The sequence below is a fragment of the Phenylobacterium sp. genome (assembly GCF_037189685.1).
Lineage (GTDB): Bacteria > Pseudomonadota > Alphaproteobacteria > Caulobacterales > Caulobacteraceae > Phenylobacterium.
This window is the reverse complement of the sequence record NZ_JBBCIT010000007.1, coordinates 171,589-185,466: the sequence shown is the minus strand read 5'-3', so window position 1 is coordinate 185,466 and position 13,878 is coordinate 171,589. Positions and strand designations below refer to the sequence as shown.

General features: G+C 68.5%; 12 protein-coding genes. 8 read left to right on the top strand and 4 right to left on the bottom strand.

Annotation, left to right across the window (positions count from 1 at the left end):
* Window positions 1-38: 38 nt before the first annotated feature.
* On the top strand, window positions 39-296 hold the full coding sequence (locus WG212_RS04445; protein ID WP_337185857.1) for a hypothetical protein: 258 nt from the start codon (window positions 39-41) through the stop codon (window positions 294-296).
* A 150-nt stretch (window positions 297-446) separates the two neighbouring features.
* Complete coding sequence (gene katG, locus WG212_RS04440; RefSeq protein WP_337185856.1) at window positions 447-2,687, top strand: catalase/peroxidase HPI; 2,241 nt, start codon at window positions 447-449, stop codon at window positions 2,685-2,687.
* A 165-nt stretch (window positions 2,688-2,852) separates the two neighbouring features.
* On the opposite strand, the gene WG212_RS04435 is transcribed toward katG, so the two are convergent.
* The 3 genes from WG212_RS04435 to WG212_RS04425 all read right to left on the bottom strand — a co-directional run bounded on the left by WG212_RS04435 (window position 2,853) and on the right by WG212_RS04425 (window position 5,096).
* Window positions 2,853-3,347 carry a PAS domain-containing protein gene (locus tag WG212_RS04435; protein ID WP_337185855.1) on the bottom strand — a complete coding sequence of 165 codons (495 nt, stop codon included), beginning with the start codon at window positions 3,345-3,347 and terminating at the stop codon, window positions 2,853-2,855.
* Between the two features lie 148 nt (window positions 3,348-3,495).
* Window positions 3,496-3,915: a MucR family transcriptional regulator gene (locus tag WG212_RS04430; protein ID WP_293375019.1), complete on the bottom strand. Its 420-nt coding sequence runs from the start codon at window positions 3,913-3,915 to the stop codon at window positions 3,496-3,498.
* A 302-nt stretch (window positions 3,916-4,217) separates the two neighbouring features.
* On the bottom strand, window positions 4,218-5,096 hold the full coding sequence (locus WG212_RS04425) for a crotonase/enoyl-CoA hydratase family protein (RefSeq protein ID WP_337185854.1): 879 nt from the start codon (window positions 5,094-5,096) through the stop codon (window positions 4,218-4,220).
* 396 nt (window positions 5,097-5,492) lie between these two features.
* On the opposite strand from WG212_RS04425, the gene WG212_RS04420 reads away from it, so the two are divergent.
* Together WG212_RS04420 and WG212_RS04415 are read left to right on the top strand one after the other, a co-directional pair.
* A complete protein-coding gene (locus WG212_RS04420) occupies window positions 5,493-7,034 on the top strand; it encodes an acyl-CoA synthetase (protein ID WP_337185853.1) in 1,542 nt (513 codons plus the stop codon).
* Between the two features lie 259 nt (window positions 7,035-7,293).
* Entirely contained in the window at window positions 7,294-7,743 is a 450-nt protein-coding gene (locus WG212_RS04415; RefSeq protein WP_337185852.1) for a MaoC family dehydratase, read from the top strand.
* Between the two features lie 114 nt (window positions 7,744-7,857).
* Here WG212_RS04415 and WG212_RS04410 read toward each other — a convergent pair whose 3' ends face one another.
* Entirely contained in the window at window positions 7,858-8,697 is an 840-nt protein-coding gene (locus WG212_RS04410) for a serine protease (RefSeq protein WP_337185851.1), read from the bottom strand.
* 178 nt (window positions 8,698-8,875) lie between these two features.
* Between WG212_RS04410 and WG212_RS04405 the strand changes: the two genes are divergently transcribed.
* The 4 genes from WG212_RS04405 to fixJ all read left to right on the top strand — a co-directional run bounded on the left by WG212_RS04405 (window position 8,876) and on the right by fixJ (window position 13,765).
* Window positions 8,876-10,960: a S9 family peptidase gene (locus WG212_RS04405; protein WP_337186059.1), complete on the top strand. Its 2,085-nt coding sequence runs from the start codon at window positions 8,876-8,878 to the stop codon at window positions 10,958-10,960.
* Window positions 10,957-11,502, top strand: a complete 546-nt coding sequence (locus WG212_RS04400) for an N-acetyltransferase family protein (RefSeq protein WP_337185850.1) — start codon at window positions 10,957-10,959, stop codon at window positions 11,500-11,502. Before WG212_RS04405 ends, WG212_RS04400 begins: the two co-directional genes overlap by 4 nt.
* Before the next feature lie 198 nt (window positions 11,503-11,700).
* Window positions 11,701-13,185: a PAS domain S-box protein gene (locus WG212_RS04395; RefSeq protein ID WP_337185849.1), complete on the top strand. Its 1,485-nt coding sequence runs from the start codon at window positions 11,701-11,703 to the stop codon at window positions 13,183-13,185.
* Window positions 13,142-13,765: a response regulator FixJ gene (fixJ, locus tag WG212_RS04390; protein WP_337185848.1), complete on the top strand. Its 624-nt coding sequence runs from the start codon at window positions 13,142-13,144 to the stop codon at window positions 13,763-13,765. Before WG212_RS04395 ends, fixJ begins: the two co-directional genes overlap by 44 nt.
* The last annotated feature ends 113 nt before the right edge of the window (window positions 13,766-13,878 follow it).

Sequence of the window (13,878 nt, the reverse complement as noted above, 5' to 3'; positions counted from 1 at the left end):
ACTATCCGCCTGTCCTTGACGCGGCGAGGGAGGCGAGCATGCGAACGGGCGGGATAGCCGACGACCTGGCCTGGTGGCGCGCCCACGGCGGCGCGGCCGACCTGGACGCAGCCAGACTCGATGACCTGCTGGCCCGCCTCAAGGCGTGGACGGCCCAGCACGACGCCGACCGCGCCCGCCAACCTGGGCCTTTCCTCAAGATGGCCTGGGATGGCGTGTTCGCGGACGAGGCCAATGAGGTCGCCGAGGCCATCGTTCAGATCGAGGCGGCGCTGACCCCTACAAAGTCGGATTGACGGCGGATTGGAGCAGCGCAATCCGGATGATATCTATGGGATATTGCTCATAGATAGATTTTACCACTACATCCGATAGGGTTTTCCGTTTTGTCAGCGGCGGCGCGAGGGGCGTAGGGTTCGTTCACAACCACAGACGGAGGAAGCCCCATGGACGATGGTAGCCCGCTCTCCTGCCCCGCCAAGAACCCCGGCGCGCTCCGGTCCCTCCTGGGCCGGACCAACCGCGACTGGTGGCCGAACCAGCTCTCCATCCAGATCCTGCCGCAGCACGGCGCCACCGGCGATCCGCTGGGCGACGACTTCGACTACGCGAAGGCGTTCCAGTCGCTCGACTATGCCGCGGTGAAACGCGACCTCACCGCCCTGATGACCGACAGCCAGCCGTGGTGGCCGGCCGACTACGGCCACTACGGCCCGTTCTTCATCCGCATGGCCTGGCACAGCGCCGGCACCTACCGCACCGGCGACGGCCGCGGCGGAGCCTCGTCGGGATCGCAGCGGTTCGCGCCGCTCAACAGCTGGCCGGACAACGCCAACCTCGACAAGGCGCGGCGCCTGCTCTGGCCGATCAAGCAGAAGTACGGCCGCAAGCTGTCCTGGGCCGACCTGATGATCCTGGCGGGGAACGTGGCCATCGAGTCGATGGGCGGTCCGGTCTTCGGCTTCGGCGGCGGCCGCGCCGACGTCTACGAGCCCGAGCGGGACATCTACTGGGGAACCGAAGAGCAGTGGGTCGGCCAGGAAGGCAACCAGACCCGCATCCAGCCCGACAAGGAGATGGTGCTGGAAAGCCCGCTGGCGGCGATCCAGATGGGCCTCATCTACGTCAACCCCGAAGGTCCGGGCGGGAATCCTGACCCGCTGCAGTCCGGCCGCGACATCCGCGAGACGTTCGCGCGCATGGGCATGAACGACGAGGAGACCGTCGCGCTGACCGCCGGCGGCCACACCTTCGGCAAGGCCCACGGCGCCGGCGACGCCGCGAAGATCGGCGCCGAACCCGAGGGGGCCGACATCGCCCAGCAGGGCCTGGGCTGGCAGAGCGGCCACGAGAGCGGCATCGGCGACCACACGATCACCAGCGGCCTCGAGGGCGCCTGGACGCCCAATCCCGTCAAGTGGGACAACGACTTCTTCCGCATGCTGCTGGACTACGAGTACGAGCTGGTGCGCAGCCCCGCCGGGGCCAAGCAATGGCAGCCCGTCGGCCAGAAGCCCGAAGACATGGCGCCCGGCGCGCACAGCCCCGAGCGGCGTCTGCCGACCATGATGACCACCGCCGACATCGCGATGAAGATGGACCCGAAGTACCGGGCGATCTCCGAGCGGTTCCGCAGCGATCCCGCGGCGTTCGCCGACGCCTTCGCCCGGGCCTGGTTCAAGCTGTGCCACCGCGACATGGGTCCGAAGGCCCGCTACCTGGGCCCCGAGGTGCCGAAGGAAGACCTGATCTGGCAGGACCCGATCCCGGCGGCTGGCCATCCCTTGGCCGACGCCGCCGACATCAAGGCGCTGAAGGAAAGGATCCTGGGCTCGGGGCTGACGGTCGCCGAACTAGTGCAGACGGCCTGGGCCTCGGCCTCGACCTACCGCGGGTCCGACCACCGGGGCGGCGCCAACGGCGCGCGCATCCGCCTGGCCCCGCAGAAGGACTGGGAGGTCAACCAGCCCGAACAGCTCGCCCGCGTGCTGAAGGTGCTGGAAGGGATCAAGGCCGGGTTCGACGGCCAGGCTGGCGGCGGCAAGAAGGTCTCCCTCGCCGACCTGATCGTCCTGGGCGGGACGGCGGCGGTGGAGAAGGCGGCGAAGGACGCCGGCCATGACGTGGAGGTCACCTTCACGCCGGGCCGCACCGACGCCTCGGCCGAGCAGACCGACGCCGACAGCTTCGAGGTGCTGGAACCGCGTGTCGACGGCTTCCGCAACTACCTGCAGGTGACGTTCAACGTGCCCACCGAGGAGCTGCTGATCGACCGGGCCTCGCTGCTGACCCTGACCGCGCCCGAGATGACGGTGCTGGTCGGCGGCCTGCGCGTGCTGGGCGCCAACCACGGCGGCTCCAAGCACGGTGTCCTCACCACCCGGCCGGGCCAGCTCACCAACGACTTCTTCGTCAACCTGCTCGACATGGGCACGGCGTGGAAGCAGGTGGACGACCGCGGCGACGAGGTGTTCGTCGGGACGGACCGGTCGAGCGGGCAGGAGCGGTGGACAGCCACGCGCACAGACCTGGTGTTCGGCTCGAACTCCCAGCTCCGGGCCCTCTCCGAGGTCTATGCGTCCGCCGATGCGGCCGGAACGTTCGTTCGCGCCTTCGTGGCGGCCTGGACCAAGGTCATGAACGCCGACCGCTTCGACCTGACCCGCGAACAGCGTCGAGCGGCCTGACCGTCGAGGTCGGCTACCGGGGCCGGCTTCGGCCGGCTCCGCCCAGCCTGTCCCCTTCGCGTCCGCCGCTGCGTCGGCGCACCCTTGAGGGCCAGGCTGGGGTGGCCAGGCCGGGGTGAACAGGCCGGGGTGGCAAGGTTGATGAAGCGAAGGCCGACGGGCGGGTCAGGCCGCCGCGGAGGCCGGCCGGACGCCGCTCTGCACAGGCCCCAGGCCCACGACAGCGTCGTACCCCAGGATCATGTCCACCTCGTCGTCCTGGCTGGCGAGAGGCAGGCGAAGCCAGATCAGCGAGAGGTGCGACGCCCCCTTCCAGGCGAGATTATGGATGCCCGCGCCCGGCCGGCGGTCGCGCACCACGCGTCCCAGTTCCGTACGCCAGTAGTCGGCGGCCACGGTGTTGTAGATCTCACCCAGGCGACGACCGGTGATCTCGCCGCCGTAGACGTTGTAGAGGGCCGTGCCAGCCAGCCGCATGCGGTAGTCGCCACCAGGCAGAACGTCGATCAGGCTGACGGTCGGCAGGAGCCGCTTGATGCGGCGCGGATCGAGCCGGCGTCGCGGCGGGGCCGCCGCATCCGCCCGCAACGCGTTCCAGTAGGCGAAGAGCTCCTCGTGGGCGCGGATCGCCGCAGTCGGCGCCGCAAGCTGAGCCGCCATCACAGCCTGTCCTGACAACGACTTGGATTCATGACGAGTCGTATGTCGCCCGAAGGGCGAATCGGCGGCAAGGCGAAAGTGGTTAACGCTCCATGCAAAAACGCCCGCCGGAGATCCGGCGGGCGCCTGCGAGACTGCGATGTGCGGCTCAGCGCTTCTTGCGCGGCGCCTGACGGCCGCCCTGGCCCAGGCCCATCTGCTTGGCCAGGTCGGACCGGGCCTTGGCGTAGTTGGGCGCCACCATGGGATAGTCCTTGGGCAGGCCCCACTTGGCCCGGTACTCCTCGGGGCTCATGTTGTACTTGGTGCGCAGGTGGCGCTTCAGCGACTTGAACTTGCGGCCGTCTTCCAGGCAGACGAGGTGATCCGGGGTGATCGACCGGCGGATCGGCACCGCCGGCTCCTTCGGCGCGGCTTCCACCGGCTCGGCGCCTGAGGACACGCCGGCGAGCGCGCGGTGGACGCTCTGGATCAGGCCCGGGAGATCGGCGGCCGCCACAGTGTTGTTGCCAACGTAGGCGGAAACGATGTCCGCCGTCATCTCGATGACGTCCGTCTTTTCGTCCATTTCACTTGATTCCGAAGTTGTTAGCGTCCTGCGCAACGCCTAGCGATTCACAAGAACAGTGGCCTGTCATTATCGGCATAGCCGCAGCCGCACAACCGCGAAATACAGTTACTTGAATACGCGCTCCGGTGAAGTGAAGCGGCATTCGCAAGAGACAACTGGCGCATGCCGCCTAGAGTCGGAAGAATGGACTACCTGCATTCCAAGGTCGCCGGGCCGCATGACTGGATCCGCAGTGTTCAAATGACAGGCGGCGCGCCCATGAGAGCACGCCGCCACAGCGCCATCGGCCACTCCTGACCTCAACCGAAGGTCGGCGCCTTCCAATGGTCCCAGATGTCGGGGACGTCGCTCGAGACCTTGTCGGGATAGGCCGGAGGCCGCTTCTCCAGGAACGAGGTCACGCCTTCCTTCGCATCGCCCGAGCGGCCGCGCGCCTGGATGGCGCGGCTGTCGGCCCTGTGGGCTTCCATCGGATGCGCGGCGCCGGCCATGCGCCAGATGAGCTGGCGCGTGAGGGCGACCGAGACCGGCGCGGTGTTGTCGGCGATCTCCCGCGCCAGCGCGCGCGCGGCGGGCAGCAAGTCGTCGGGCGCATGGACCGAGCGGACCAGCCCCTTCTCCAGGCCTTCCTGGGCCGGGAAGATGCGGCCGGTGTAGCACCACTCCAGCGCCGTCTGGACGCCGACCAGCTTGGGCAGGAACCACGAGGAGCAGGCCTCGGGATTGATGCCGCGGCGGGCGAAGACGAAACCATAGCGGGCACTGTCGGACGCCAGGCGGAAATCCATGGCGAGCTGCATGGTGACGCCCACGCCTACGGCGGCGCCGTTGCAGGCCGAGATGACCGGCTTCAGGCTGTCGTAGATGCGCAGGGTGACGAGGCCGCCGCCGTCGCGATGGACGCCGCCCTGCTGGCGCGCCGCCTGGTCCTCGCCCCCCCGCTTGTCATAGTCGAAGGTCGCGCCCCCGGCCGACAGGTCGGCCCCGGCGCAGAACGCCCGCCCGGCGCCGGTGACGATCACCGCGCGGACCTTGTCGTCGCCGTCGGTCTCGTCGAACGCGGCGATCAGCTCCTTCATCATGGTGGTGTTGAAGGCGTTCAGCTTGTCGGGGCGGTTGAGCGTGATCGTGGCGATCCCGTCGTCCACCGAATAGAGCAGCGTCTCGAACGTGGGCATGGGCGGTTCCTTGTTTCCGTCGCCGCAGTTCGGAGCGGTTGACGGTCCGGAGGTCAAGGGGCGAGCCGTCGATGGCTGGACATCACGGCCTTTGACCCGATGCGCACGCCTGCGAAGCTCGACGCATGGAGTACCTGGAAGCCGCTACGCCGCTCGAAATCGCAGCCCTCTGGCGACTGGACTTGCTTGCCTCCTCGGCGAGGTTCCGAACACGGACATCGCCGCCGTACTGCTGCGTTGCGACAGGGGGTGTTCCACCTCCACGCCCACTTGTTGTCTGTCCTGACCTCGGACGACTCCCGCCCCGCTTGACGCACCCGACGTCAACGGCTCGCTACTCCCAGGCCAAGGCGGCGGCAGGTCAGACCGCCCCAGACCATCAAGGGGAGTGACCACATGCATCCGGCGACGCACGCCAAGACCGATCCGGACCGCGCGGCCTACATCATGGCCGGTTCGGGAGAGACGGTGACCTATCGCCAGCTCGACGAGCGCTCGAACCAGGGCGCGCACCTGTTCCGGTCGCTGGGACTGAAGCCCGGCGACGTGATCGCCATCCTCATGGACAACCACCCGCGCTACTTCGAGATCGCCTGGGCGGCGCAGCGCAGCGGGCTCTACTACACCTGCATCTCGTCCAAGCTGACCGCGGGCGAAGTGGCGTACATCGTCGGCGACTGCGGCGCCCAGGCGCTGATCGCCTCGCCGGGCGTGGGCGCCGTCGTGGACGAACTGCCCGGCGCGCTGCCGAAGTCGGTGAAGCTCTACGCGGTCGGCGCGGCGCGGCCATCCTATGCGAGCTGGGAGGCGGCCGTGGCCGGCCAACCCACGACGCCGATCGCCGACGAGACGGCCGGGTCTGACATGCTCTATTCCTCGGGCACGACCGGTCGCCCCAAGGGTATCAAGCCGCCTCTGACGGGCGGGGCGATCGACGAGCCGACCGCGCTGGGCGCGATGGCCCAGGGGCTGTTCGGATTCCCCCCGGGCTGCACCTACATCTCGCCCGCGCCCCTCTACCACGCCGCGCCCCTGCGCTGGTGCATGAGCGTCCACAAGATGGGCGGCACGGTCGTGGTGATGGAGAAGTTCGACCCAGAGCAGTGCCTGGCCCTGATCGAGAAACACAAGGTCAACGTCGGCCAGTTCGTGCCCACCCACTTCGTCCGCATGCTGAAGCTGCCGGAGGCAGTGCGGGCGAAGTACGACGTCAGTTCGATGGTTTCGGCGGTGCATGCCGCCGCGCCCTGCCCCGTCCCGGTGAAGGAGCAGATGATCGCGTGGTGGGGGCCGGTGATCTACGAGTACTACGCCGGCACCGAGGGCAACGGCTTCTGCTTCATCAGCGCCCAGGAGTGGCTGACCCACAAGGGCTCGGTGGGCAAGGCGGTGATGGGCGAACTGCGCATCTGCGATGAGGACGGCGAACCGCTGCCGCCCCGGACCGAAGGGGTCGTGCATTTCGCCAACGGCCCGCCGCTCGCCTACCACAATGCTCCGGAGAAGATCGCCGAGGGCACCAACAAGCACGGCTGGACCACGCTGGGCGACGTGGGGTGGGTGGACGAGGAAGGCTACCTCTACCTGACCGACCGCAAGAGCTTCATGATCATCTCGGGCGGCGTGAACATCTATCCGCAGGAGATCGAGAACCTCCTGATCGGCCATCCCAAGGTCGCCGACGTGGCGGTGGTGGGCGCGCCACACGAGGAGATGGGCGAACAGGTCGTCGCGGTGATCCAGCCGGCCGACTGGGCCGACGCCGGCGACGCCCTGCGCGACGAACTCCTGGCCTTCGCCCGCGGCAACCTCTCCCACGTGAAGGCGCCCCGGAAGCTGGACTTCATGCAGGAACTGCCGCGCCATCCGACCGGAAAACTCTACAAGCGCCTCATCCGCGACGCCTACTGGGGCAAAGAGGGCTCTCGGATCGTGTGACTTCCCGACCTCTCCCCAATCGCTCGTCATCCCCGGCCTTGTGCCGGGGATCCATGGCGCCGCCACTTCGAAGCCCTGTGACAGGCCGCGTGACGCGGCCTGTCACCACGATCTTGCCGCCGACGGATGGGTCCCCGGCACAAGGCCGGGGATGACGAACGAGCGAACACACGAGTGGGGTGAATCGGCGGGGCTGCCTTGCCCCGATCCAAACAGATGTTAGACGACAGGCTCCAGTTGCAAGCGAGGGAGCGAACGCATGAACCCGGTCGAGATCAAGGACCTGCCCGGACTGGTGGGCCAGGAAGTGGGCGTGTCGGACTGGGTCGAGGTCACCCAGGAGCGCGTGAACCAGTTCGCCGAGGCCACCGGCGACCATCAATGGATCCATGTGGACGTCGAGCGCGCCACGAAGGAGATCGGCGGGCCGATCGCCCACGGCTACCTGACGCTCAGCCTGATCCCGTTCCTGGGCGCGGGCATGCTGCCCGTGAAGGGCGTGACCCGCGGCATCAACTACGGCTCGGACAAGGTGCGCTTCACCAACATGGTGCGCGTGGGCAAGCGCGTGCGCATGCGCCAGAAGCTGATCGGCGCCGAACCCAAGGCGGGCGGCATGCAGATCAAGAACGAATGCACCATCGAGATCGAGGGTGAGGACCGCCCGGCCTGCATCGCAGAGACGATCTCGGTGCTGTACGGCGGCTGATCGCGCCCCCGCCGGGGGAGCTGTCAGCGAAGCTGACCGAGGGGGTTTCCTCCGCCGCCTGACCGGAAGCCCCCTCCACCACTTCGTGGGCTCCCCTCCCCGAGGGGGGAGGAACTACTCCTGTGCGGAGGCCTGGGCGGCGGCGGCGCGGGCGCCCGCGACCGGCGGGGCTTCGGCCACGATCGCCGGAGCGAGCGGCAGCGGGCCCTGAAGCAGGGCGATCGTCTCGCGGATGTATCGGGCGTGGGTGACGATGCCGATCTCGAGCCGCTCGTTGTTGAGCTCGACCTGCTGGGTGAGCAGGCCCGCGATGAAGCCCGATCCCGGCGCAGCGTCCGAGATGGGCGTCAGGCCCGTGGCGTTCTGGGCGCGGCTGACGAAGACCGGGCCACCCGAATTGCCGGGGAAGACCGAGAAGTCGAGAAGGAAGGTGGGGAAGGCCGCGGCCGGCCCCAGCGGATAGGACGCCACACGTCCCGAGCGCAGGATCGGGAAACCTGCCGAATTGGCCGACAGGCCACGCGGGAAGCCCAGCGCCATCATCTCGTTGCCCGCGCCCACGCGCCACGCGTCGAAGGTGTCGTCGCCGGCCAGGTAGTTCAGCGGAATGGCCGCCCGGGCGAATTCGGGCGGCGCCTTGACGACGATGGCGGCCACGTCGCGGCTGGGATGCTGGGTCCAGAGCTCGGCCCCGTCCTTGTCGCGGATCTTCAGCGGCTTGGGCGCGTACGACCAGCTGCCGTCGGGATTGGAGATGCGATAGCCGATGCGCGCCTCGGGCTGCTGCATCTTGTGGAGGACGTGGTTGGCGGTGACCAGCACGGTGCGCGGCGCGCCGTCGGGCCCCGGCGTCGAGATCAGGAATCCCGTGCCGACGGTACGGGTTCCGTCGCCGAGCGGCTGCTCGAGCTGAACGGTCGCGTGAATCAACTCTACCGCAAGGTCCATGACCATTGCCGGCCCCTGACACTCGATGAAGCCCCTCGCGTCTTGATGCGCGAAGTGGATGCACAAACAGTGAATAGCCGAAGACCTTGCGCCAGCAAGGCGCCATTGCGTCTCACCCCACCCGCCACGCGAAATCGTGACCGGCCAGCTTGAGCCTGCGACGGCGGCGGCGCATCTAGCCGGCATGACCAGCCCCGTTCCGCCCGTCGCCCCCAAGATCCCGCATCGCATCGAACAGCTCGGCCGCGTCCGCGTGGACGACTACGCCTGGATGAAGGACGAGAACTGGCAGCAGGTCCTTCGCGACCCCAAGGCCCTGCGCGCCGACATCCGCGCCCACCTCGAGGCCGAGAACGCCTACACCAAGGCGGTGCTGGCGGGGACCGAGGACCTGCAGGCCCGCCTGTTCGCCGAGATGAAGGGGCGCATCAAGGAGGACGACAGCTCGGTCCCCGCGCCCGACGGGCCCTTCGACTACTATGTGCGCTACGATCTGGGCGCCGAGCACCCCATCCACGCCCGCCGCCCCCGCGGCGGTGGCGGACCGGAGACGGTGCTGCTGGACGAGGAGGCCCTGTCGAAGGATCATGCCTACTTCCAGGTGGGCGCTGCGCACCACAGCCCGGACCACGCCCTCTACGCCTGGGCGGCGGATACGCAGGGCTCGGAATACTACCGCATCCACGTCAGGGACCTGGCCACCGGCGAGGCGCTGGGCGCGCCGGTCGAGAGCGCCTACGGCGACTTCTGCTTTTCGCCGGACTCCCAATGGCTGTTCTGGATCTGGCGCGACGAGAACGCGCGGCCCGCGAAGGTCTTCCGGCGCCCGGCGAGAGGCGGCGAGGACGCGCTGGTCTACGAGGAGGCCGACGACGGCATGTTCCTGGGCGTGGGCGTCGCGGCCGACGACAGCCACATCCTGATCCACGTGGGCGACCAGGAGACCACCGAGCTCTGGCTGATTCCAGCCGCCGACCCCACGGCCACGCCGGTCGTGGCCGAGCCGCGGCAGGTGGGGGTGAAATACGCCCTGGATCACTGGACCGACCGCTGGGTCATCCGCACCAACGCCGACGGCGCCGTGGATTTCAAGCTGTGCGTCTCGGACGCCGCAATCCCCGCCCGCGCCTCGTGGCGTGACTGGATCGGCCATCGGCCGGGCCACTATCTGGCGGGCTTCGCCACCTATGCCGACTTCCTGGTGCGGGCCGAGCGGGTGGACGCGCTGGACCGCCTCGTGGTCACCGGGCGCGACGGGACCGAACATGTCGTGGCCTTCGACGAGGAAGCCTACGCCCTCAACCTGGAAGGCGGATACGAGTACGCGACCACGGTGACGCGCTTCGTCTACCAGTCGCCCACCACGCCCCGGCAGTGGTTCGACTACGACATGGCTACGCGCGAGCGGGCGCTTCGCAAGACCCAGGAGGTGCCGTCAGGGCACGACCCGTCGCAGTATGTGGCGCGACGCATCTTCGCCAGGGCGGCCGACGGCGCCGAGGTCCCCGTCACGCTGCTGATGCGCAAGGAAACGCCGCAGGACGGCTCGGCGCCGGTGCTGCTCTATGGATACGGCAGCTACGGCCACGCCATGGAGCCCAGCTTCTCGATCCGCAACCTGAGCCTGGTGGACCGCGGCTGGATCTGGGCCACCGCCCACATCCGTGGCGGCTCGGACAAGGGCTGGGGCTGGTTCCTGGACGGGCGGAAGGAGAAGAAGGTCAACACCTTCACCGACTTCATCGCCTGCGCCGAGCACCTGATCGCGCAGGGGTATGGCTCCAAGGGCCGGATCGCCGCCTATGGCGGCTCGGCCGGGGGGATGCTGATGGGCGCGGTCGCCAACCTGCGCCCGGACCTGTGGGGCGCGATCATCGCCGCCGTGCCGTTCGTGGACGTGCTGAACACCATGAGCGACACCTCGCTGCCGCTCACGCCGCCCGAGTGGCCGGAGTGGGGCAATCCGATCGAGGACGCCCAGGCCTACGACCGCATCGCCAGCTATAGCCCCTACGACAAGGTCTCGGCGCAGGCCTATCCCCCGGTCCTGGCGACCGGCGGCCTTTCGGATCCGCGGGTCACCTACTGGGAACCGGCCAAGTGGGTGGCGAAACTGCGCGGGCACACCACCGGCGACGCGCCGATCCTTCTCAAGATCAACATGGAGGCCGGTCATGGCGGCGCGTCGGGGCGCTTCGATTTCCTGAAGGAGATCGCGTTGGACTACGCCTTCGCCCTCTGGGCGGTGGACCGGGACGGCAAGGCATGATCGTCCGGGCCGCGACACCGGAGGACGCCGAGGGTCTCGTGGCCATCTACGGCCATCACGTCCTGAACGGCCTCGGAACATTCGAGGAGACGCCCCCCATAGCAGGCGAGATGGAGCGCCGCCGCGCCGGGATCGCCGCCCGCGGCCTGCCCTATGTGGTCGCCGAAGAAGATGGCGGCCTCCTGGGATTCGCCTACGCCGGTCCATTCCGGCCGAGGGCGGCCTATCGCTACACGGTGGAAGACAGCGTCTATGTGGCGCCTCGGGCCGTGGGTCGCGGCGTGGGCCGGGCCATGCTGGCCGCGGTGATCGAGGCCTGCGAGGGCATGGGCGTGCGCCAGATGGTGGCGGTGATCGGCGACAGCGGCAACGCGGCGTCGATCGGCCTGCACCGATCGCTGGGCTTCACCGACGCGGGCGTCGGAACCGCTCTCGGCTTCAAGCACGGTCGGTGGGTCGACATCGTCTGGATGCAGAAGGCCCTGAACGGTGGCGGCGCGACCGAACCCATCGGCCCCGGCATCGATCTGTCGGACAGATGACGGAAGTGTTCGCGTAGATGTTGAGATCGTATCTTTGATTTCGCCTTTGGCGCGAACAATCGAATGACTGAGCCCCTTATGTAATCCTACGTAATTGCTTCGCTTTCTCGTTTCGCGCACAACTATGGCCGCCGGTTCGAGGCCGGCAGGAACGTAGATCGTATGCCAGGGTTGTGGACGGGAAATCGCACAGCCGACGTGGCGAACTTGGGGTTTCCGCTGGGAGGTGTCCGGGGACAGCTTCTGGCGATCGGGGGTTCCGCGGCCGTCCTGGTCGCGCTTCAGCTGTCGCACCCGGCCCTCGGCCACTCGGTTCTTCCGCTCTGCGCGCCAGTGTTGCTGGCGTGCGGCGTGCTGGGCGGCGCGGGCGCGGCGCTGACCGCCACCATCCTGCTGACGGCCGGCGGCTATATGGTCAGCCGCGCCGCCGGCGTCCCCACGCCCGAGATCGCTCTCGCCGCCACGGCGCTGGCCGCCCTGGGCGCCGGGGCGACGGCGTTCCTGCGCCGGCTCGCGGACGAGAGGCGGGCGGCGGCCGAGCTGATCGCCGACCAGGCCGAGCGTGAGGCCCTGCTCCAGGCCAACCTCGAGATCGTGGCCGACGCCCTGGTGCTGACCGACGATCTCGGCGAGATTCAGAGCTTCAGCCAGGCGGCCGAGCGGCTGTTCGGTTGGGCGGCGGTCGAGATCGTCGGCCAGAAGGTCTCCCGCCTGGCGTCGCCCGAGGAAGCGGGACTGCTGATGGCCCTTCTCCAGGCCGACGAAGGCGGGCCCAGCGCGAGCTACCGCCAGCTCACGGGGCGGCGGAAGGACGGGGCGACCTTTCCCATGGAGCTCCGCGTGAGCGAGGTGTCGGTGGCCGGCCGGCGCCTGTTCACGATGTTGATCCACGACCTGACATCGGCGCAAGACGCCGAGCGGCGCGCGGACGACCTGCGCACCCAGCTCACACAGGTCTGGTCCGCCAACTCGATGGGAGAGATGGCCTCGGTCCTGGCGCACGAACTCAACCAGCCCTTGTCGGCCGTGGCCAACTACCTGCGCGCCGCCCGCAACCTTATCGCGAGGCTGGAATTGGACGACGACGACCTGGTCGACGCGGTGGCCCGGGCGGGGGACCAGGCCGTCCGCGCAGGGGAGATCATCCGCACCATGCGGGACCTGGCAGCACGCGGCGGCACCCTGCAGAAGCCCGAGAGCCTGTCGGCCATGATCGGCGAGGTGGACTTCATCATCACCCTGATGGCGCGCGAAGCGAACGCGCGGGTGACCTATGACCTGTTCAAGGGCGACGACGTGGTCATGGCCGACCGCATCCAGATTCAGCAGTTGCTGGTCAACATCGCCCGCAACGCCATAGAAGCTGTGAACAAGTACCCGAACCGGGAGATCAAAATCTCGACGCGCCTCGATTCAGACAACGCCGTCATCACGACTGTCGAGGATAGCGGGCCGGGCATCGACGACGCGGTCGCGGATCGCCTATTCCAACCTCTGGCCAGCACAAAGCCCGAAGGTATGGGGCTAGGATTGTCGATTTCGAGTGCTATAGTCCAAAATCACAGGGGACGGATCTGGGCCGAGCCCAGCCGCCTGGGTGGCGCCGCTTTTAGTTTTCTACTGGCGCGGGTGGGGGTCGATGCTGACGTCAGCGGCCGATCGGACGGTCTACGTCGTCGATGACGATGACGCCGCGCGCGATTCCCTGGTCATGCTGCTGAAGTCCGACGGGATGCCGACCCGAAGTTTCGCGTCGGCCCACGATTTCCTCGCCATGTTCGATCCGGCCGCGCGAGGCTGCATCGTCACCGACCTGAAGATGCCCGGCATGGACGGCATCGAACTGATCCGGACCCTCAAGGGAATGGGGTCCCTGCTACCTGTGATAGTGATCACCGGCCACGCCGACGTAAGCCGCGCCGTGGACGCGATGAAGGCGGGCGCCAGCGACTTCCTGGAAAAGCCGTTCGAGGCCGAGCACCTGTTCCGGGCGGTGCGGGGCTGCCTGGAGGACAACGACGCGGCCGCCGACGCCGACGCGGCCCGCTCGCGCGTGCGCCGCCGGCTGGAGAGCCTGACGGGCCGCGAGCGCCAGGTGCTGGACCTGGTCCTGGAGGGCGCCAGCAACAAGGTGATCGCCGCTACCCTGGCCATCAGCCCGCGCACGGTGGAGATCTACCGCGCCAACGTCATGTCGAAGATGCGGGCCGACAGCCTGTCGGACCTGATCCGCACCACGATCGCCGCTGGCGGAGCGACCTGAGGCTTCGGGCGAAGCCGCCCGTCATCGGCGCGACAGGGTGACCGCTTCCGCACGCGGCGCAGCACGGCGCGCCGGGGAGACGGGAGCCGCTCATCGGGACGCCTTCGCCAAAA